The sequence below is a fragment of the Bacillus cereus group sp. MYBK220-1 genome (assembly GCF_051916445.1).
Lineage (GTDB): Bacteria > Bacillota > Bacilli > Bacillales > Bacillaceae_G > Bacillus_A > Bacillus_A cereus.
Window position 1 is genome coordinate 241,075 of sequence record NZ_JBQAGQ010000002.1, and the last position, 17,120, is coordinate 258,194.

The following is a 17,120-nucleotide window of genomic DNA, read 5'->3' on the forward strand; positions in this document are numbered from 1 at the left end:
ATAGTCATGATTGTGAAGTTATTATATTTATATTAAAAGATTTATCCTTTTTTGTAGTAAAAATTAGAGACTCTTCAATAAAAAGGAATTAAATATGATATTTTTTAGTTAATGTATGTAAACGAAGACGGGGGAAATGAAGATGGATAAGAAGCTAAAGTATTGGCTAGCATCTATTATAGGGGGAGTAGTACTTGCAACTGGTATGACTTATGGAATGTTACAGTTTGCTGAAGTCCCGCTTGAGAGTGAGGACCATGTTTTTGCAGAGGTTAATAAAGAAGACATACTATCGAATGAAGCAGAAGTGAAAGGCTCAAATGCACAACTTCACATTACAGTAACTTCTACTGAAGAAGAAGTGATTTCAGCTATGCATAGCATGACTCATCAAAAAGTAAAAGCGTGTGAAGGAAAGGGAGCAACCCCTATGTCCAAAAAGAATGCAGAGAAAGTAAGAAACATTCTAAACGGAAACAATTTCAAGAATAAAGAAGAGCTATTAGCAATTACTGAAAGATGGGCAAACAGAGATTTTAGTAAAATTTTAGAAGAACATAACTATTTTATTAAACTTCAAGGTGGCAAGATAGGTGAAGCTACAGTAATGGATAAGATAGACGAGAAAGTATTCTGTTTCAATACTTTCGGTGATGATGTAACGGCCGCATTAGTTAAATCAGGAGATCTTCAGCCACGTTAAAGTGTCTTTCTCAATTATAAGAAAAGCCTCAAGTATTCATATACTTGAGGCTTTTCCAATGGAAAGATAGGAATGATCCGAATTCCTTACATTAAGAACAAAGTGGAATTACTCCTAAACCAATTAATAAAGCTGCAGCAACTGCTGGAATTGGTACAGGAATTTGAATACCTTCTACAAACAAGAAATACTGACCACTTACTATTTTAAAACAAACTAATTGCATGGCTATTCCTCCCTTCTTTTAGAATTAATACATTATATTAATTTATCTATTTATTGTTATATTTAAATTATTCATTTTTAAAAATATAGTTAATATGTGAATAGTTTTCGAAAGGACCTGCTCAATCAATACGAAAAAACATAAGATGAAACGAATCCATTAAAATACATGAGTGAACCTTAGTTTTCCCCTCTTATCTAAAGGAGGAACTATTATGGGTTATGGTGGTAGTTGTGGCGGTTGTGGCTTCTCGGGAGGCTTTGCTTTATTAGTTGTGTTATTCATTTTATTAATCATCGTTGGAGCTTCTTGCTTCTGCTAAAAACTATTGGAAAAGACACTCATATAGAGTGTCTTTTCTTTCGTGCAAAATGCTTCCTGATATTATCCAACTGTATATAGTATACGGTATACTTTTTCCTCATTAGACATATAAAAAGGTTGGAGGGATGTTATGAAACTAGTAGGGAAGCACATTTATATTCGGCTTTATAAAACTGATGATGCTAATGAGTTAGCTAACTTACATATTAGAAATCGCGAATTTTTTCAACGAGTTTGCCCGTTGCTCCCAGAAGTTTTTTATACAGAAGAACATCAAAAAATACGTCTTGAACAAGCGTTAAAAAAGACAGCTGAAGGGCAAGTATATCCTTTTGGAATCTTTTTAAGAGAAAATGATAAACTTATCGGAGACATTTCATTAACTCAAATTGTTAGGGGAGACCTCCAAAGTTGTTATACGGGTTTTACTTTGGATAAGGAGCATAATACAAAGGGCTATACAACAGAGGCTCTTCAACTTGTTGTAGATTTTGCTTTTAGGGAATTAAAGCTACATAGAATTGAAGCAGGAGCGATGCTTGATAATATAGCATCTATTCGTGTATTAGAAAAAGTGGGGTTTAAAAAAGAAGGTATAGCGAAAGAAAATATAAGGATTAATGGCAAATGGACAGATCATCAAATATTAGCTATCATCAACAGTTTGGATGTGTAAGCTTATTTTGATTCCAATAAAGATAATTATGTAAAGGGCTGTCTATATCGACGGCTTATTATATTTTTTGCTTAGCGTGATTTTTTCGGCTAATTCAGTAAAAAACGGAAACTCTGCAACCCACGCCAGGATAGGAATGTATAAAAAAATGAATAGCATTATAGGGGTACGGAAACGATTATGGGTTTCAAGGGCCACTCTGAAATTAAATACCACGCTTCGATTTTGATAAGTGTATTTGAGAAACTCTAAATCCTTTAAAATCAATAACTTGTAAGCTTCTCAATAGAGTACACTCTATTGAGAAGGTAAATATGCAATTATGCATATTTATATTTTTTTATTTTAATAGTAAATAAACCTAATATATAATTAAAAAGTTTTTTACGAATTGATAAGGAGATGCGAGTATGAAGAAAACCATAGGACTTATATTATCATTATTTTAATTACTTTCTACCTATGCACCAATGTTTACAGAGGAAGTCGAAGTTTTAAATCAAATAGGCCGCGTCAAAGAGAAAGGAGATTAGTATTATTATGGATCTCGTCAACATAATGCGAATTTTAGACTAAGGGATTTTCAAATTAAAAAACTTGGTTTTACTGTTTATTAAGAAGGTTCCATAAACGGGCTACTACATTTAAAACATGAAACATCTTATGAACTAATTATTGTTTAGACAGAATGACTTAGGTTGTCCTTATGCGAAATATTAGTATGAATAGAAATTTGATAATTATATAAGACGCCGTAAATGAAGGATAAAATAAGTGCTGATTTTGCAATTATATTTTTAAAAATTGAATAGGAGATCTATTATGAATACAATTAAGAAATTATTTTTAAGTTCTGTGATATGTATTTTATTATTCAGTACAGTAGGAACAGCGTATGCAGAACAAAATGGTCAAGTGAATTCATCATCTTTTATTGACGTTCCTAAAACCCACTGGGCATATAAAGAAATGATGTATATGGCTGAAAATAAGATTATAACAGGATACGGAAATGGATATTTCGGTGCTACGGATCCTATTATTCGCGAACATCTTGCTGCTTTCTTGTATCGATATTTAAAACCGCAAGATAGTACAAATAATCCATTTGTTGATATTGGTGACAGCAATTTTAAAAAGGAAATTTTGGCACTTACTGCACGGGGCATATTTAGCGTAAATGTAGAGAAACAATTCAATCCGAAAAATAATATGACTCGTGCTGAAATGGCTGCAGTGCTTGTCAGAACATTCGATTTAAAACCGCAAGGGAATTTTGACTTTACGGATATGAAAGGTCATTGGGCTAACGAATATGTCAAAATATTAGCTGGAAATAAAATCACAAATGGTACTGGTGATGGCAATTTTAATCCAAATGGACTTGTCACAAGAGAGCAATTTTCTATGTTCTTATATAGGACAATTATGGCAACAACAGGTATAAAAAACAATGAATCGGTTGGCTGGGTTGTAGATGGAGAAAAGAAATACTATTATGACAAACCAGGCGTGAAACATACTGGATTATTACGTTCAGGGGATGATACCTATCTCTTCGATAAAAATGGTAATCTAGCTTCAGGATGGAATACTGTAGCCGGAAAGGACTACTATTTTGATACGGTAAGTGGAGCTGCACAAAAAGGATGGTTCTCTCAAACTACCCATTGGTATTATGCAGACGATAACGGAGTGATTCAAAAAGGCGATGTAACCTACAAAGGGAAGAAATTCCAATTTGATAGAACAGGTAAAATGGTAAAAGGGTGGATAACAATCCAATCCCTCGACCAAAATATTTATAAATCCAGAACAGTTGTAAGGGGATTTGACCCTATAAAAGTTAGAAACGATGAAATTCTGGAAGTGGTAGGGGAAGACGGTCCTCTATGGTTTAAGGTGAACTACAATGGTCAAACATACGTTGTGCAAAAATTATTTGCAGTCGTGTTTGATCAATCCTTATCTAATAAAATAGATACGATTCGTCAAGATATTGTAGATTTAAAAACTTCTGCTGAATTAGTAAAGAAATATTCCGAACGCTTTAAAAAAGCAAAAGAAACTAAAAATGATGATGCAGTTATAGTTGAATCAAGTGAAATCGCGCAAAGTATCTCAGAATTACTAACAACACTAAAACAATCTGATTTAAAAAATACAGTGGATAAGATTTACGAAAAAGAAGCTGATCCAGCTGTAAGAGAAAAATATAATTCTACTATCGCAACTTTAGAGATGATGAATGAGGATTTTGGAAAAATCCATAAATTAATGCTACTAAAAGATAGTATTATGGTTCTAGATAAAGCGAATCAGGATTCAGGTAATATTATTCAACAAATACAAAATGGTAAAAATTTAGCACAACAAGATAAGATCAAGCTTCAAAATTATGCTAACGATATGACGGCGTATAAAAAGCAAATGGTAGAATGGTATGCAGATGCTTTAACTGCTGTAACTGAACTCACGATAGCGCTGGTTGACCAAACGAATTTATACTGGCTTACAATCAATGATACATTTGTTGAACCAGCAGAAAAATGGGTTGGCACCTTACCAAAAGGTGAAATTAGTAAATTAGCAGATGGTGTTCGGGACTACGGACAGCAAGTTACAGCTATGCATGAAGGGTTTAAAAGCAGATTACCTGAATATAAACAAATGGCTTCTGATTTACGTGTTGTAAATCAAAGTTTCCTTAAATTTGGTGATTCTGTACAGAAGGCTGGGGCATCACTTCATAAACAAGCCGTAATGGCTGATGGACTAATTAATAGTGTTTCAACGCATGTTGCAGAAGCTCAACAAGCATTTCCAACAATACATACAGACATTATGTCTGGTTTAGATGCTGCTAATAACATGATGGATTCTGCTAATAAGATTTCAGGCTACAAAATAGATACGTCTAATGTTGTTAAAAATGTTGGTAATATGGATGGGTTAACAACCCGCCTTAAAGATTTTGGTGTACCACCTGAAAAAATGAAAGAATATCTGGAAGAACAAAAGCGAACGAATGAATTAGGATCTATGGCGCTTGATTTTATTCCAGTTGTTGGACAAATTAAACAAGGTTTACAAATTTATAATGGAAGAGAATTTTTCACAGACAGAAAATATGAGCCGAATGATTATGTATGGGGAACTGTTTCTACAGTTGTAGGTGGCACTCCTAAAGTTATTGGTCGAGTATTTGGTAAATATGGAGAGTTAGAGCAAAAAGCGAAGGATTTAGGAAAAGTATCAAAGGTAACTGAAGAGATTGGATGGAGTATGCCAAGAGGTGGCGGCGTCATTGATGGGCGTAAGTATACTGAACATGCGCTTGAAAGAATGGCGCCTGATACAATTCAGGTTCGAGCAGAACTTACAAAGCGTGCACGTGAAAGAGCTGAAAGGAATGGTTACACATTCGGATCAAAAGAATACATGGAGGAATTAAAAAAAGTTGATCCACGTGGTGTAACACCAAGTGTAGTAGAAGAAACAATTAAGCATGCTACTAAAAAACCTGGAAATAAACCTGGTCTATGGCAATACGATGGGAAAGATGTTAGAGTCGTATTGAATGATAATGGCGATGTTGTATCCGTTGTACCTAATAAATCGTGAATATTATAAATAAAGTGGATTGAGCCCATTCACGTAAGGAGTTGTTAAATTGAATATACAATATGATGAATATGAATTATTAGAAATATTCGAGAGTGAACCAGAAGATTATTTTATTCCAGGTGCAGGTGCATATAGATATAATAAAATAGATAAATTAGGCTTTGAATTAGTAATGATTATGTGTTATTACGAGGAAACTGTTGAATTAAATTTGTATTATAAAAATAAACGCATCTTTGAAACCAAGATGCATTCGGCGAAACGAATCTATACCCGTAATGACTCATTATATGTCCAAGGTGGCGTAGAAAACAAAACAATCGAAGTAAAATTCAAGCCACATTTTACAGTTACAATAAATGAGTTTTAAAAACTTGAAATCAATGTTCGTAAATATTCTGAACATGCTTTAGAAAAAATGGATCCGGATACAATACAAGTTCGCGCTGAATTAGAGGCACATTCCAAAAGTAGAGGGATATACAGAAATTTGAAGAATTTGTTAATCCTAGAGGTATCACACCTTCTGTAGTAGATTTTCTGTGCCTTTCCATCGGAAAATCAAGACTGATATAAAAAATGAGTAGAAAAAACAAGGCTTTTACTTCGTGGATACCACTACAAAGTAAGAGCCTTGTTTCATTATATTTGTTCATACAGTTTTCCTTGTAGTCTTCTGTTTTCATCCTTCAATCGCTTATTCTTTATCAATTTTTCGAACAGGTTGCTCCCAGAAGTTTTTATACAAAATAACATCAAAAAATACGTCTTGAACAAGCGTTAAAAAAGAAACCTGAAGGGCAAGTATACCCTTTTGGAATCTTTTTAAGAGAAAATGATACAATGAAGATAATATTAGGAAATTATGGGGATGATTACGTTGCTTACTTTAATAAAATTTGTAGTTAGTTATGCTGCAAGTCTATTTGCTTTTATTTTTGGATGGTTCTTAATTTCATATATTTTTAATCCTAGCTTTATTCACCCGGACGTTTTACAGGGATTCATAAAAACTATCGTCACTTATGGTAGTATACCAGCTCTTATAGCTTGTCTAATTGGGGAAGTCTTATATAGGAAAATTAAACGATGTCGAGAGTTTCAATTTGGAATTCCTTTATTTATAGGACTAGTAGTTATCTATACACTTATACCATTTCTTTTTCTTTTTAATTTTTCTTTTTCATATTTCTTTGACTTCGTTGCACCTGTTATTATGGGTTCCTTAGCGTTTTATTTAGTACGTAGAAAAATATAATTTTCGTTTTGATCCATTATAATAGCTATCTCTAAATCACTAGTTTCAAAAAGCCTTCACGCAATGATGATTGCATGAAGGCTTTTGATGTTTTCTTATTTTTTTGTCTCGTTAACCCATGTAATAATGTCCTGGATGACGTATTCGGGAACGTTAGCAGGGATTTCATATTCACTAGGGAGGCTTAATTCCCCGTCACCCTCCGTGAAGAAATGATTCAATTTCGGGTATTTTTTGAACTGAACATTCCCGCGGTTTGAAAGTCCTTTCTGCCATTTTGTATATTCATCTTTTACTGTTACTTGATAATCACGTGCTCCTTGCAGAATGAGTAAAGGCTCTTTTCGTGATTTTGCTTCTTCAACTGGACGCCACCTAGAAACATCATACATAAAATGAGGTGACCCCAAATTGTAGCCAGCTGGAGGATGGTCAGGATTGAAAGCAGGATCCTGGATAAAAGCGACCTGTCTTTTTAATTCATCGATTACTTCCTTTGACTCCCCAAGGTATTGATACTGATCAATGGCAATGTCAGTCAAAGGGCGTGCAGGTGGTGCGAGTAAGATACTTCCTCGAACAAGTGAGGAAGGCGCTTTACTCAGTATACGCGGCATTGTGCCAGCTCCTTGGCTATGTCCAAGAATGAAAATATTATTTGGATCAATGCCTTCCTGCTGCGCTGCTGACTTTGCTGCATATATGGCATCATCTGTAGTATCACGGTCTAACGTAATGGGTTCTGCACTCATCTTTAATGCATGTTCTAAGGTACGTTTTTCATAGCGCAACACTGCAATTCCGTTGGATGAAAGGCCCACCGCAATGTCTCGTAAGATTTTTGTTCCCAAATAGGTAGCATCGCGATCATGGATGCCAGCACCATGCACAAGAACAACGACGGGTACCTTTTCACCACGCTGATGCTTCGGAACTGTTAATGTCGCTGGTAACGGATAGGTAGAATTTCCAATGACGATTTCACGTTCTTGATAGGAGTTAGGTTGATCATAGCTAGGATGGGGGATGGTAAAAGATTCCTCGGGTGGCCTTTCTCCAATTTCATCTACTTTCCCGCCAGGTGTGAATTTAAGGAGTAGTGGTATGGTAGTTCCTTCGGTAGCTGCTGGAATTTCTACCGTCTGATGGACCAAGTTTCGTTCTTTTATCACAGGGGTTCCCATGCTTTTTATCCCGCTCCAGCCACTTTGTGTCCACCAGTTTTGTAATGTGGTTGCTGTAAACTTGGATTGAAAAGCAGTAGACGTCAACTGTAGTGCCTCTGCATATTTACCTTGCTGGAGATATTCAAAAAATAATGATGTAAGCTCCGTTAAAGAGACTAGTTTCTTTTCAGCAGATTGTTCCTCGTGTGTATCTGCGTGAATAGTTGTGGTAAGCGGGAAAGATGAAACGCCTAAAGAAAAGAGTAGGGGAAAGGTAAGTATTGATCTTTGTATTTTCTTTTTTTTATTCATGTTTTAACCTCCAATATGTGATGGTAAAAAACAGGTATGGTAATTAGAATTCTGGTGCGAAAACTTCAAAATATTTGCAAGCAATCTCCAAAACTTGGACATACTCATATTATTATTCTAAAAAAACGTAGCTTTCTTCTCTTGTCACATGCATATTAATCCCAGAAATAATCTTTCTTCCTTCACTTTATATTTTGATTATACGAAACAAAGCTCTCGTTTTTCTTACTTGATACTTACAAATTCCTTAAGTAAAGGATATTTTAAAATCTTAGCTTGATGAATATGTAGCGGTACTCCTATGTTAAGAGATAGCTTAAGGACCGAGGATTATATTGTTTTTATAAAGGGTTGATGTTATGTTTGTTTTGTAACATATGGTGTTTTATGCATGTAGGAGGATTTATTGAAGAAATTATTAATATTGTTTTTATTAGCTACATTTTGTCTACAGATTACAGGATGTTCTAATAATATGGGTACACTAAGGGAGAAGTCTAAAACTTCAACAACTGTGAAGTCTAAACGCATCAATAAAGGGTGGTACAAACATATGTAATAGTTTGTATCACCCTTTGTTGATGTTAGAAGTCATAAAGAAAAGACACCCTAAGGTGCCTTCCTTCGACTTGAACCATCTTAATTTTAATAATATATTGGACTCCCATCCAATTATTATTTTACCATGTTAAGTTGTTTTATTCATTGAGAAATATAGTGTTAACCTATATTTAAAAGAATTATATCGATTTGAATCAACTAATAATTAGGGGGAAGCTGACATGCTCAGTCAATATTATACTATCCCCAGAACGGAAATTATGAGCAATATGTATATGAGTCACATATCAAAAAAAAGACACTCTCAAGAGTGCCTCTCCTTAGCAGCCGAATCCGCCGCCCCAACAGCTAGCGCCAACGATGATTAATAAGATGAAGAGCACAACAAGTAAGGCAAATCCGCCGCCGAAACCACAGCCTCCACCACAACTACCTCCATAGCCCATATTAACTCCTCCTTCCATAAAGACCATTTATTAATGGATTTAATTTAATTTATGTTTTTAAGGGTGAATGGAGCAGGTCCTTAAAAAAATAAAAGGATTTTGGAAGTTAAAAAGAGTTGACGATCTTATTTTTGTCACCGGAATTTTGTCTTCTACATATTGTATTTTATTCTGTGTATTGGGGGAAGGAGGATCTTATGGCTAATTCTGAGATGATTTTACGTTTACTTACGGATTTAAAGATTGAACAACAATTGTTGAAAGAACAGTTAGAGAAAATGCAAACAACTGTGACTATTCTTGAAGAAAAATCAGTGACGATTAAAGAAAAACCAGCGACTCTTAAAGAAAAAACAATGACTCCTGAAGAAAAACCATCTGTTACAAAGCAAAGAGCTTTTTCTGGACGCCCAACATCTTTTCGTGATTGGAGAGCAGCTAGTCAAAAAAATTAGGGAATGTTATGTGAAATGAAATGATAAAAAAAGTACAGTCTGCTGTAGAAAAGACTGTACTTTTTTATGTTAGTAGAGAATGTTAAGGGAGACGTATTTATTTTGCTTATTCCAATTCCACTTTTAATTGGAGATCTTTATCTAACTTATCATTATTAAATTTTAAAGTTAATCCTCGCGTGTTTTTCGGTACATCGAATACAATGTTTCCGTCCGAATGTTCATTAGGGTTAACAATACCAAATTTAAATGTAGAGGTATTTGCAGCTTTAAGTACGGATTGATGTTCATTGGAAATGTGATATTCTCTTCCAAATCCATCAATTAATTTAAAGTTGTTGATATCTAGTGTAATGGGTTCTTCTTTACGATTATAAACTGCGATGTCTAATACTTTAAAGACACCTTGTGCTTTAACTTCTCCAGTCCCTAGAACATCTAGTGACTCGGCAGATCCCATTGACATGTATACATCAGAGGAATCTACATTGGTAGGAAGTTCTTTTTGCGAATCCTTGTTGCTAAGTTTGTCATTCTCTGTTTTTTTAGAAGTCGCCTGCTCATTTTTCGCAGGCGCATCATGTGAACTGCACGCTGATACTCCAAACAAGAATGTGCTACATAATAATGGGGCTAATAACTTTTTGTTCATCGTTTCTTCCTTCCAAAATAGAAGCACTTTAATGAGTGCTATATATTTGTCTTTATATGTATTACATTTTATATCTTATTATATTAATTTTGGAAGGAAAAGGGAAAATATTGTACATTTCTCTGATTCGAGTTATTTATCCGTCTAAAAGTTGAAATTAAAATGAGCCCCATAAATGATAAACCATTCCACTAACAAAAAACACTAATCCTAAAAATAAAACAATTAAAGCAAGTATTCCATTTTTATTATGTTCCATAAAATTAGCTCCTTTTTCATTTACTTACATACAAAAAGCCTTTAGTCGTAATTATGGCTAAAGGCTTTGATCTTCATACTTTGTAGTTTATAAAAAAGTTGCACTGCTGTATTAATTTGGAATATGATTATTTAAAGAGAAGGTGATGAGTACATGCAGGACAAAAAACAATTCCCGCTTATATCTGGAAATCTCTCATTAGATTTAGTAAATACAGAGCTAGTTAGGCGTGGACAACGTTATGATTTATTAATAACAGATGAAGATGTATTAGAATGGTTACATGTAATAAAGGTTAATCTTCCTTTTTGGAATGAAAAAACACTTATAGGAATTCAGAAGCGAATGAATCAAGTTACATCTAGTATATTAGAAATAAGAGAAGTACTGAGAAAACAGTTTGAGGCAATTGCTGATCAGCAAAAAATTTCTAATGATTTTATTACGTATTTAGAAAAACAAATTGAGAAGGCACCATTTACATATAAAATCATTGAACAACAGCTAGTATCTATCCCGGTTGGAGAAATCGAGGATGTACTCGCATCGTTAATTGCATTTGATGCTTTAACGTTAATAGCAGAAAATAAGCTGATTTCCCTTAAAAGGTGTTCAAATCCTGACTGTGTTTTATTATTTATAGATAAGAGTGGGAAACGAAAATGGTGTTCTATGAAAATATGTGGGAACCGGAAAAAGGTAGCAAAATTTCAGGATCGAAAATTTGAGGAAGTTTAGAGAATCAACTTATAATAGTTGATTCTTTTTTTGCATTCTATAACTAACCTCTAAAATTAATATTTACAGGTTAGTTATTGCCGAGTTATAATGGTTGGTAAATAAAGGAGGAGAACGATGAATAATATAACAGCAACTAAGCAAAAAGACCCTCAACCAATAAGTGTACGATATTTTACAAAAATGAAAGGGAAAGGAAAAAGTCCATTACAAGTAAATGTAAAGGACTCTTTAACGGGACTACTAGGGGGATTTTTAACAATTCTTACCTTAACATATTTAACGAGCATAACCTCTACAGAATTATTAATGGCTCCATTTGGTGCGAGTTGTGTATTAGCGTTTGGAGTTTGGAATGCGCCATTATCTCAGCCGCGTAATATTATTGGAGGACATTTGATTTCAACTTTCATTGGTCTATCAATATATCATTTGTTTGGGAATGAATATTGGACAATTGCTTTAGCGGTGGGGATGGCAATAGCCGTTATGATGTTAACGAGAACGACGCACCCTCCGGCAGGCGCCGATCCGATTATCGTAATTTTAGGGGCAAATAGTTGGAGTTATTTAGTAACACCAGTTTTAATTGGCTCCGTTGTTATTGTAGTTATTGCTTTATTCATTAATAATATGAGTAGTAAAAGAAGTTATCCAACTTTTTGGATGTAGTTTGTGAAGTGAAAAATAATTTAAGTGAGTATTCTATTCTTACTATGTTTTATTTTTTATATAGTAAAAGCCTTAGTCGTAATTGCAGCTAATGGCTTGGGGCCTCATACTTTGTAGTTCATAAAGAAAAGACACTTTAAAGTGTCTTCTACAGATTTGAATTATTTAATTCATATAATTAATATTCGTTAGCATAAAACTCTTTTATTAATTTTATTTCATTTGTATCTGGATTAAACTTAAATATTTTAATTTGATTCGATTCGTCTTTGTATGCAAATGTATTCTCACCAACTTGGGTCATATTGCTGGTGTTTAAGATAGGATCGCTACCGTGATCAGTAATTTCCACAGTTTTCTCACGATCCCAGAATGCAATGACAATAATCAAAATGATAAGACATACCCGTATAAAACGTAATTCTCTTGCAACAGGATGTTCCATCTGTTAGTCTCCTTTACTGTTTGATAGAGTTTGTTTATAAAAGAGATAATTGCAATGAATATAAATAAAAAAGACACCGTAAAGTGTCTTTTTTATTTTAGTTATGCGCATTACTTAATAAGACGCTAGTTCCTCAGTCTGGCTATGAGTAACTATGTAGGGTAATTCCATTATAACATTTTAACCAGTAATGGGTCTATATGGAATTTAATTGATTTTCTTTTTGATTATTCAGAATGAGTTACCGAGTATTTGGATGAAGGAAGCAGTGAGACAGAAGCGACTTAACTTGTTTTAGAAGAGTGTCTTCTTTTTTGTATCATTGTGAGTAAAGTGTAGCGTTATATTTCTCTTTACACGAACATAACGGTATACTATAGTTAAGTTAAGTGAACTTAACTATTAAACAAAACGAAATAAAAGCATGGAGGAATAACGCTATGACTAGAACGTATAAAGAAGTAATTAATGAAATGAACCGAGCTTATAATGAATTCTACATTTTACTATTCCAGGAGTTAAAAGATGAGTTCGGTCTTACAGGACAGCAAGAGAGCATGCTATTTCATATTAATTTAAATGAAAACACGACAGCAAATCACATTGCGACTACCTTTAATGTATCCAAAAGTGCCGTTAGCCAAGTTTTATCTAAATTGGAGAAACAGAAGATGATTTCAAAACAAGTAAACCCTAATAATAAACGGGAGTATTTTCTTACACTTGGTCCAAACGGTAGTAAGTATATAGAGCGGTTGTCTGAGTTAGATGATGTATTAATTGAGAAATATTTTTCTAAAATCGATATAAATGCCCTTGAGCAAATGACCGAGACGTTAACGAGAATAAATAAAGTGATATTGGAAGAAAAACAGAAGGATCTTAATTGTAATGAGTAAGAACGTAGATGAAGCAATTAGTAGAAAGGAGGAGAAGCGTGTTATGAGTTACATACCAAATATGATTACGATAGCAAATTTTGTATGTGGACTTTTAGCTATTTACGCTGTTTTCGTTCACGATATTTATTTGGGAGCAGTTTTTATTATTACGGGTATGTTGTTTGACTTTTTAGATGGTATGGTCGCTCGGAAACTTGATTCTGTTTCGGAAATTGGTGGAGAGTTGGACTCATTTGCGGATTTAGTTACTTTTGGTGTGGCACCGTCTATTCTTGCATATAGTGTCGCGTTAAAAGATTTGCAGTCTATCGGGATGATATGTGCGCTTGCTTATAGTATTTGCGGAATGCTTCGGCTTGCGAGATTTAACACGCAGCAAAGCAAACTCCCAACCTTTATCGGCATGCCCATTCCATTCGCGGCAATGTGTCTCCTCATTTTATGTTTTTTAAAGAATCCAGTTTCCGTGGCGTTTGGTACATGTGTACTCGCGTATTTAATGGTGAGTAAAATCAAATTCCCTCATTTTAAAAAAGATATAGCTGAAAGCTTGAAGCCTGGGAGATTGGATTGATGATACGGAATTACAATGAGAAAGATAAAGGAGAATAACATGATTCGTATGGCATTAAGATCGTTCAACATACAAATGTATTGTTTGCTAGGCGTAATGTTATTGGGATGGCTTGTGACACCTTTTTCAGCCCAGTTTGTAGGGATAAGCATTGGCCTTTTGGTGAGTATGTACTGCGCCTGGATTTTAGGAAGACGTATTGAAAAGTTCGGAGATAGCATTGTAAAAAAAGAAAAAGCACCGATGCTCGGAATGATGAACCGGTTCGCAGCCGCAATTCTCGGCGCAATTATTATGTATGAAATTGAACACCATGAATTCATGTGGACATTTGCTGCTGGAATTATGAGTGGGTATTTCTTGGTTATTATTAATTTGGGGTATTACAGTATGAGGGATGAGAAGGAGTAAAGTGAAAACTAAGTTTAAGCATACTGTTGCCTAACAACGAATAGCGGATTAGTAATTAGAGTAATAATAAAAACTAACATAAAATTTAAGAAAAATTTTATATTTACCCCACTTTTTATTTTAAAAGTTTTTCCTATCCTATAAACAAGTTACATCAAGGAGGAGACTGAAAATGAAGAAGTGGGGATTTTTTATTTTTAATATATTCCCTATATTCGAAGACAAAGTAGAAGATTAAATATATGAACAAAGTACCGATTCTTAAACTATGTTCTAAATAATAGATGAAAATGTAAAGTTAGGGGATTCCACATGCATACAGGAGTTTTGGTGAGTTATTTGTATACTTATTTTTTTACTATTATGTTTTGTGTTGTGTTTCAAATTGAATTTTATTTTAAAGCGAAAAGAACTATATCTATTCTGCATTTTTTGTGGGTGTATGTTTTTCTGTTCTATCTTTCGCTAGTGTATAAGGTGACGCAAATCGCGACTGTATGGGATATAAGTAGATATGAAACGTGGATTCGTGTAAATCAAATCAACTTGACTCTATTTGATACGGCAGGTAGTACGACGTATCTTTTAAATATTGTACTGTTTATGCCATTAGGTTTTTTATTACCGACTATTTGGCCGCAGTTTAGAAAAATGAAAAACACCGTATGTGCAGGATTCTTTTTTTCACTGGCAATTGAGTTAAATCAATTACTAAATAATAGAATTACAGATATTGATGATGTATTTACGAACACCCTCGGGGCGATTATTGGGTATTTATTATATAAAGCATTATTTAAAATGATATATAAAAGAGAGGAAAAAAAGCTGGATACAAACTCTTCTCTAGTTATAAAATACGAGGCTATTTTTTGTTTAGTGTGTTCATTTGTAGGGGCGATGTTAATTTATCATCCAGCTTTATTTGGAAGACCTGTAATCATTCAGTGAGGTAATTACGAATTTCTTTTGAACGCTCGAGCGATATTTCAATTTGCAAAAAGCCTTTAACTTGTTATAGTTAAAGGCTTTTATCATCATAATTTTTACTTACCAATTACCCACTCTAACATCCGCCTTCAACCACTTCACCCAATCCAAATCCTCTACCTTAAGCAAACTAAGCGAAACACCCTTCATATCTAAAGAAGTTAACAGTGTACCAACCTTTACGAATGCCACTTGCAATCCTTCAAGTTCACACAAACGGCGAATGTCGTTTGCGAAAATGTATTGTTCCATTAATGGAGTTGCGCCGAGTCCATTAATGAGGATAGCGAAGTTGTCTCCTTTTCTCCAGCGATAAATGCTTTTTAGTTTGTTCATTAGTTCGATCGCTAATATTTCAGAAGAGGATAGTGCTTCTTTACGGTAACCTTTTTCGCCATGGATGCCGACGCCATAAAACACTTCATCGTCATTTAATGTGAATGAAGCTTTTCCTTTTACTGGATCGTTGGCAGGGGAAAGGGCAACTCCTAATGTGTGTAAGTTTTCAGTGATAGAGCGGCCAAGTGTTGTTAGTTCTTCTAGAGAATGGCCTTCAAGAGCGGCCACACCAAGTATTTTTTGAACGAAAACGGTGCCAGCTACGCCGCGTCTTCTTTTATTAAAAGAAGCATCATCTTCAATTGAAACGTCGTCATTTACGATAATATGGTCAATTTTTCTTCCTTCTTCTTTAGCGATCTGCTCAGCCGCAAGAAAGTTCTCAACGTCATCTTTAAAGTTTTTAATGATGAATAGTATACTTTTATCTTTTGGCATAAGGCGAGTTGCCGCTACAATTTGTTCCACTGTAGGCGGAGTGAAGATGCTTCCGTTTACTGCCGCTGTAAGCATTCCTTTTCTTACATAGCCAATATCAGCGGGTTCATGGCCGCTACCACCGCCGCTTATTATAGTGACGTCTTGCTCCAGTTTTTCGATATTTTTTACATAAATGATGTTATTTGTTTCGTCGTAATTTACTTTGTCGTTATGTTCAAAATAAAAGCCGTGCAGCATATCTTGAACGATATTTTGTACATCATTCATAATCTTTTTCATTGCTTTTGCCACCCTTTAATTACTTTGCTGATTGCTCCAGTAATAGTAGTAATTGATTGTTTATCATATTTTTCATAAGAGAAGACATAATGGAAGAATCTACTTCGCACTTACTTTCAATCCAATCTTTTATCGTTCCAACGAAGCCGTGACTATAAAAGGAGGCAATCGTATTTTTTGTCTCATCAGAAAGGCTGAATCCACAGCTCACAGATACTTCATCGATAATCTTCATATATAAGTTTTTCGTATGCTCAAATAAATAGTGATTAAACGAGTTTTGCTCAATGACTTTAAAAGCATTTCGGTAAAATTTTTGATTTTCATAAAAGTAATCAAATAATAAATCGAAAATGTTTTCCCACGTTTCATAATCGAGAAAGTCGATAATGTTTTCCTTCGTTTCTTCTCTATAAATCCAGCTTAATAGTTCAAATTTATCTTTAAAATGATAATAAAAAGTTTGCCTACGCATTTGACAGTGTAACATAATATCGCTCACTGATATTTTATGAAACGACTCTGTTTCCATTAAATACTTCAATGAGTTCGCGATTATCTTTTTAGAAATTATAGAAGAGGTCATCTGAATCATCCCTAGAATGTTATTAATATGAAAATCCTATCTATAAATGAGAGCGGTGTCTTTAGACAGATTGTCCAT

The 17,120-nt window shown here is 34.2% G+C and carries 20 protein-coding genes and 1 pseudogene; 14 read left to right on the plus strand and 7 right to left on the minus strand.

From position 1 onward, the window contains the following. Positions 1–142 precede the first annotated feature (142 nt). Complete coding sequence (locus ACTFRU_RS08090) at positions 143–703, plus strand: PRK06770 family protein (RefSeq protein WP_440037588.1); 561 nt, start codon at positions 143–145, stop codon at positions 701–703. A gap of 91 nt (positions 704–794) precedes the next feature. On the opposite strand, the gene ACTFRU_RS08095 is transcribed toward ACTFRU_RS08090, so the two are convergent. Then, complete coding sequence (locus tag ACTFRU_RS08095) at positions 795–929, minus strand: hypothetical protein (protein WP_001177693.1); 135 nt, start codon at positions 927–929, stop codon at positions 795–797. A 214-nt stretch (positions 930–1,143) separates the two neighbouring features. On the opposite strand from ACTFRU_RS08095, the gene ACTFRU_RS08100 reads away from it, so the two are divergent. From ACTFRU_RS08100 to ACTFRU_RS08125, 6 genes and pseudogenes are all read left to right on the plus strand, one after another. Then, positions 1,144–1,251: a YjcZ family sporulation protein gene (locus ACTFRU_RS08100; protein ID WP_000540375.1), complete on the plus strand. Its 108-nt coding sequence runs from the start codon at positions 1,144–1,146 to the stop codon at positions 1,249–1,251. 132 nt (positions 1,252–1,383) lie between these two features. After that, on the plus strand, positions 1,384–1,929 hold the full coding sequence (locus ACTFRU_RS08105) for a GNAT family N-acetyltransferase (protein WP_063220113.1): 546 nt from the start codon (positions 1,384–1,386) through the stop codon (positions 1,927–1,929). Positions 1,930–2,751: 822 nt separating this feature from the next. After that, a complete protein-coding gene (locus ACTFRU_RS08110; protein ID WP_440037589.1) occupies positions 2,752–5,553 on the plus strand; it encodes an S-layer homology domain-containing protein in 2,802 nt (933 codons plus the stop codon). 49 nt (positions 5,554–5,602) lie between these two features. Further along, positions 5,603–5,926, plus strand: coding sequence for a hypothetical protein (locus tag ACTFRU_RS08115; RefSeq protein WP_001025898.1), 324 nt, complete (start codon positions 5,603–5,605; stop codon positions 5,924–5,926). Positions 5,927–6,285: 359 nt separating this feature from the next. Beyond that, positions 6,286–6,402: pseudogene (locus tag ACTFRU_RS08120) on the plus strand (GNAT family N-acetyltransferase); the annotation flags it as partial. Between the two features lie 25 nt (positions 6,403–6,427). After that, positions 6,428–6,814, plus strand: coding sequence for a hypothetical protein (locus tag ACTFRU_RS08125; protein WP_153595061.1), 387 nt, complete (start codon positions 6,428–6,430; stop codon positions 6,812–6,814). A 95-nt stretch (positions 6,815–6,909) separates the two neighbouring features. Here ACTFRU_RS08125 and ACTFRU_RS08130 read toward each other — a convergent pair whose 3' ends face one another. Continuing rightward, positions 6,910–8,292, minus strand: a complete 1,383-nt coding sequence (locus ACTFRU_RS08130; protein WP_440037590.1) for an alpha/beta fold hydrolase — start codon at positions 8,290–8,292, stop codon at positions 6,910–6,912. Positions 8,293–9,173: 881 nt separating this feature from the next. Continuing rightward, positions 9,174–9,299: a YjcZ family sporulation protein gene (locus ACTFRU_RS08135; protein ID WP_000540377.1), complete on the minus strand. Its 126-nt coding sequence runs from the start codon at positions 9,297–9,299 to the stop codon at positions 9,174–9,176. A gap of 197 nt (positions 9,300–9,496) precedes the next feature. Between ACTFRU_RS08135 and ACTFRU_RS08140 the strand changes: the two genes are divergently transcribed. Further along, positions 9,497–9,754, plus strand: a complete 258-nt coding sequence (locus tag ACTFRU_RS08140) for a hypothetical protein (RefSeq protein ID WP_140421588.1) — start codon at positions 9,497–9,499, stop codon at positions 9,752–9,754. A gap of 106 nt (positions 9,755–9,860) precedes the next feature. On the opposite strand, the gene ACTFRU_RS08145 is transcribed toward ACTFRU_RS08140, so the two are convergent. Further along, positions 9,861–10,406, minus strand: a complete 546-nt coding sequence (locus ACTFRU_RS08145) for a DUF4352 domain-containing protein (RefSeq protein ID WP_440037591.1) — start codon at positions 10,404–10,406, stop codon at positions 9,861–9,863. Between the two features lie 412 nt (positions 10,407–10,818). Between ACTFRU_RS08145 and ACTFRU_RS08150 the strand changes: the two genes are divergently transcribed. Both ACTFRU_RS08150 and ACTFRU_RS08155 read left to right on the plus strand, forming a co-directional pair. Further along, positions 10,819–11,403 carry a CGNR zinc finger domain-containing protein gene (locus ACTFRU_RS08150; protein ID WP_098272541.1) on the plus strand — a complete coding sequence of 195 codons (585 nt, stop codon included), beginning with the start codon at positions 10,819–10,821 and terminating at the stop codon, positions 11,401–11,403. 117 nt (positions 11,404–11,520) lie between these two features. After that, a complete protein-coding gene (locus ACTFRU_RS08155; protein ID WP_440037592.1) occupies positions 11,521–12,075 on the plus strand; it encodes an HPP family protein in 555 nt (184 codons plus the stop codon). Between the two features lie 178 nt (positions 12,076–12,253). On the opposite strand, the gene ACTFRU_RS08160 is transcribed toward ACTFRU_RS08155, so the two are convergent. Next, entirely contained in the window at positions 12,254–12,520 is a 267-nt protein-coding gene (locus tag ACTFRU_RS08160) for a YmzC family protein (RefSeq protein WP_000400965.1), read from the minus strand. A gap of 440 nt (positions 12,521–12,960) precedes the next feature. Between ACTFRU_RS08160 and ACTFRU_RS08165 the strand changes: the two genes are divergently transcribed. From ACTFRU_RS08165 to ACTFRU_RS08180, 4 genes are all read left to right on the plus strand, one after another. Further along, a complete protein-coding gene (locus tag ACTFRU_RS08165; RefSeq protein ID WP_023521311.1) occupies positions 12,961–13,419 on the plus strand; it encodes a MarR family winged helix-turn-helix transcriptional regulator in 459 nt (152 codons plus the stop codon). Further along, positions 13,412–13,996, plus strand: a complete 585-nt coding sequence (pssA, locus tag ACTFRU_RS08170; RefSeq protein ID WP_000042263.1) for a CDP-diacylglycerol--serine O-phosphatidyltransferase — start codon at positions 13,412–13,414, stop codon at positions 13,994–13,996. The genes ACTFRU_RS08165 and pssA overlap by 8 nt, the downstream gene beginning before the upstream one ends. 39 nt (positions 13,997–14,035) lie before the next feature. Next, complete coding sequence (locus ACTFRU_RS08175) at positions 14,036–14,407, plus strand: ATP synthase subunit I (RefSeq protein WP_006917967.1); 372 nt, start codon at positions 14,036–14,038, stop codon at positions 14,405–14,407. Between the two features lie 312 nt (positions 14,408–14,719). Continuing rightward, positions 14,720–15,358, plus strand: a complete 639-nt coding sequence (locus tag ACTFRU_RS08180) for a VanZ family protein (protein WP_006917966.1) — start codon at positions 14,720–14,722, stop codon at positions 15,356–15,358. A 99-nt stretch (positions 15,359–15,457) separates the two neighbouring features. Here ACTFRU_RS08180 and dhaQ read toward each other — a convergent pair whose 3' ends face one another. Further along, positions 15,458–16,456: a DhaKLM operon coactivator DhaQ gene (dhaQ, locus tag ACTFRU_RS08185; RefSeq protein WP_440037593.1), complete on the minus strand. Its 999-nt coding sequence runs from the start codon at positions 16,454–16,456 to the stop codon at positions 15,458–15,460. A gap of 19 nt (positions 16,457–16,475) precedes the next feature. Further along, positions 16,476–17,042: a dihydroxyacetone kinase transcriptional activator DhaS gene (gene dhaS / locus ACTFRU_RS08190; protein ID WP_440037594.1), complete on the minus strand. Its 567-nt coding sequence runs from the start codon at positions 17,040–17,042 to the stop codon at positions 16,476–16,478. Between the last annotated feature and the right edge of the window lie 78 nt (positions 17,043–17,120).

What these genes read in the sequence shown, in the direction of transcription:
- ACTFRU_RS08090 (WP_440037588.1), top strand. Translation starts at nt 143, where the DNA reads ATGGATAAGAAGCTAAAGTATTGGCTAGCATCTATTATAGGGGGAGTA.
- ACTFRU_RS08095 (WP_001177693.1), bottom strand. Translation starts at nt 929, where the DNA reads ATGCAATTAGTTTGTTTTAAAATAGTAAGTGGTCAGTATTTCTTGTTT.
- ACTFRU_RS08100 (WP_000540375.1), top strand. Translation starts at nt 1,144, where the DNA reads ATGGGTTATGGTGGTAGTTGTGGCGGTTGTGGCTTCTCGGGAGGCTTT.
- ACTFRU_RS08105 (WP_063220113.1), top strand. Translation starts at nt 1,384, where the DNA reads ATGAAACTAGTAGGGAAGCACATTTATATTCGGCTTTATAAAACTGAT.
- ACTFRU_RS08110 (WP_440037589.1), top strand. Translation starts at nt 2,752, where the DNA reads ATGAATACAATTAAGAAATTATTTTTAAGTTCTGTGATATGTATTTTA.
- ACTFRU_RS08125 (WP_153595061.1), top strand. Translation starts at nt 6,428, where the DNA reads ATGATTACGTTGCTTACTTTAATAAAATTTGTAGTTAGTTATGCTGCA.
- ACTFRU_RS08130 (WP_440037590.1), bottom strand. Translation starts at nt 8,292, where the DNA reads ATGAATAAAAAAAAGAAAATACAAAGATCAATACTTACCTTTCCCCTA.
- ACTFRU_RS08135 (WP_000540377.1), bottom strand. Translation starts at nt 9,299, where the DNA reads ATGGGCTATGGAGGTAGTTGTGGTGGAGGCTGTGGTTTCGGCGGCGGA.
- ACTFRU_RS08140 (WP_140421588.1), top strand. Translation starts at nt 9,497, where the DNA reads ATGGCTAATTCTGAGATGATTTTACGTTTACTTACGGATTTAAAGATT.
- ACTFRU_RS08145 (WP_440037591.1), bottom strand. Translation starts at nt 10,406, where the DNA reads ATGAACAAAAAGTTATTAGCCCCATTATTATGTAGCACATTCTTGTTT.
- ACTFRU_RS08150 (WP_098272541.1), top strand. Translation starts at nt 10,819, where the DNA reads ATGCAGGACAAAAAACAATTCCCGCTTATATCTGGAAATCTCTCATTA.
- ACTFRU_RS08155 (WP_440037592.1), top strand. Translation starts at nt 11,521, where the DNA reads ATGAATAATATAACAGCAACTAAGCAAAAAGACCCTCAACCAATAAGT.
- ACTFRU_RS08160 (WP_000400965.1), bottom strand. Translation starts at nt 12,520, where the DNA reads ATGGAACATCCTGTTGCAAGAGAATTACGTTTTATACGGGTATGTCTT.
- ACTFRU_RS08165 (WP_023521311.1), top strand. Translation starts at nt 12,961, where the DNA reads ATGACTAGAACGTATAAAGAAGTAATTAATGAAATGAACCGAGCTTAT.
- pssA (WP_000042263.1), top strand. Translation starts at nt 13,412, where the DNA reads ATGAGTAAGAACGTAGATGAAGCAATTAGTAGAAAGGAGGAGAAGCGT.
- ACTFRU_RS08175 (WP_006917967.1), top strand. Translation starts at nt 14,036, where the DNA reads ATGATTCGTATGGCATTAAGATCGTTCAACATACAAATGTATTGTTTG.
- ACTFRU_RS08180 (WP_006917966.1), top strand. Translation starts at nt 14,720, where the DNA reads ATGCATACAGGAGTTTTGGTGAGTTATTTGTATACTTATTTTTTTACT.
- dhaQ (WP_440037593.1), bottom strand. Translation starts at nt 16,456, where the DNA reads ATGAAAAAGATTATGAATGATGTACAAAATATCGTTCAAGATATGCTG.
- dhaS (WP_440037594.1), bottom strand. Translation starts at nt 17,042, where the DNA reads ATGACCTCTTCTATAATTTCTAAAAAGATAATCGCGAACTCATTGAAG.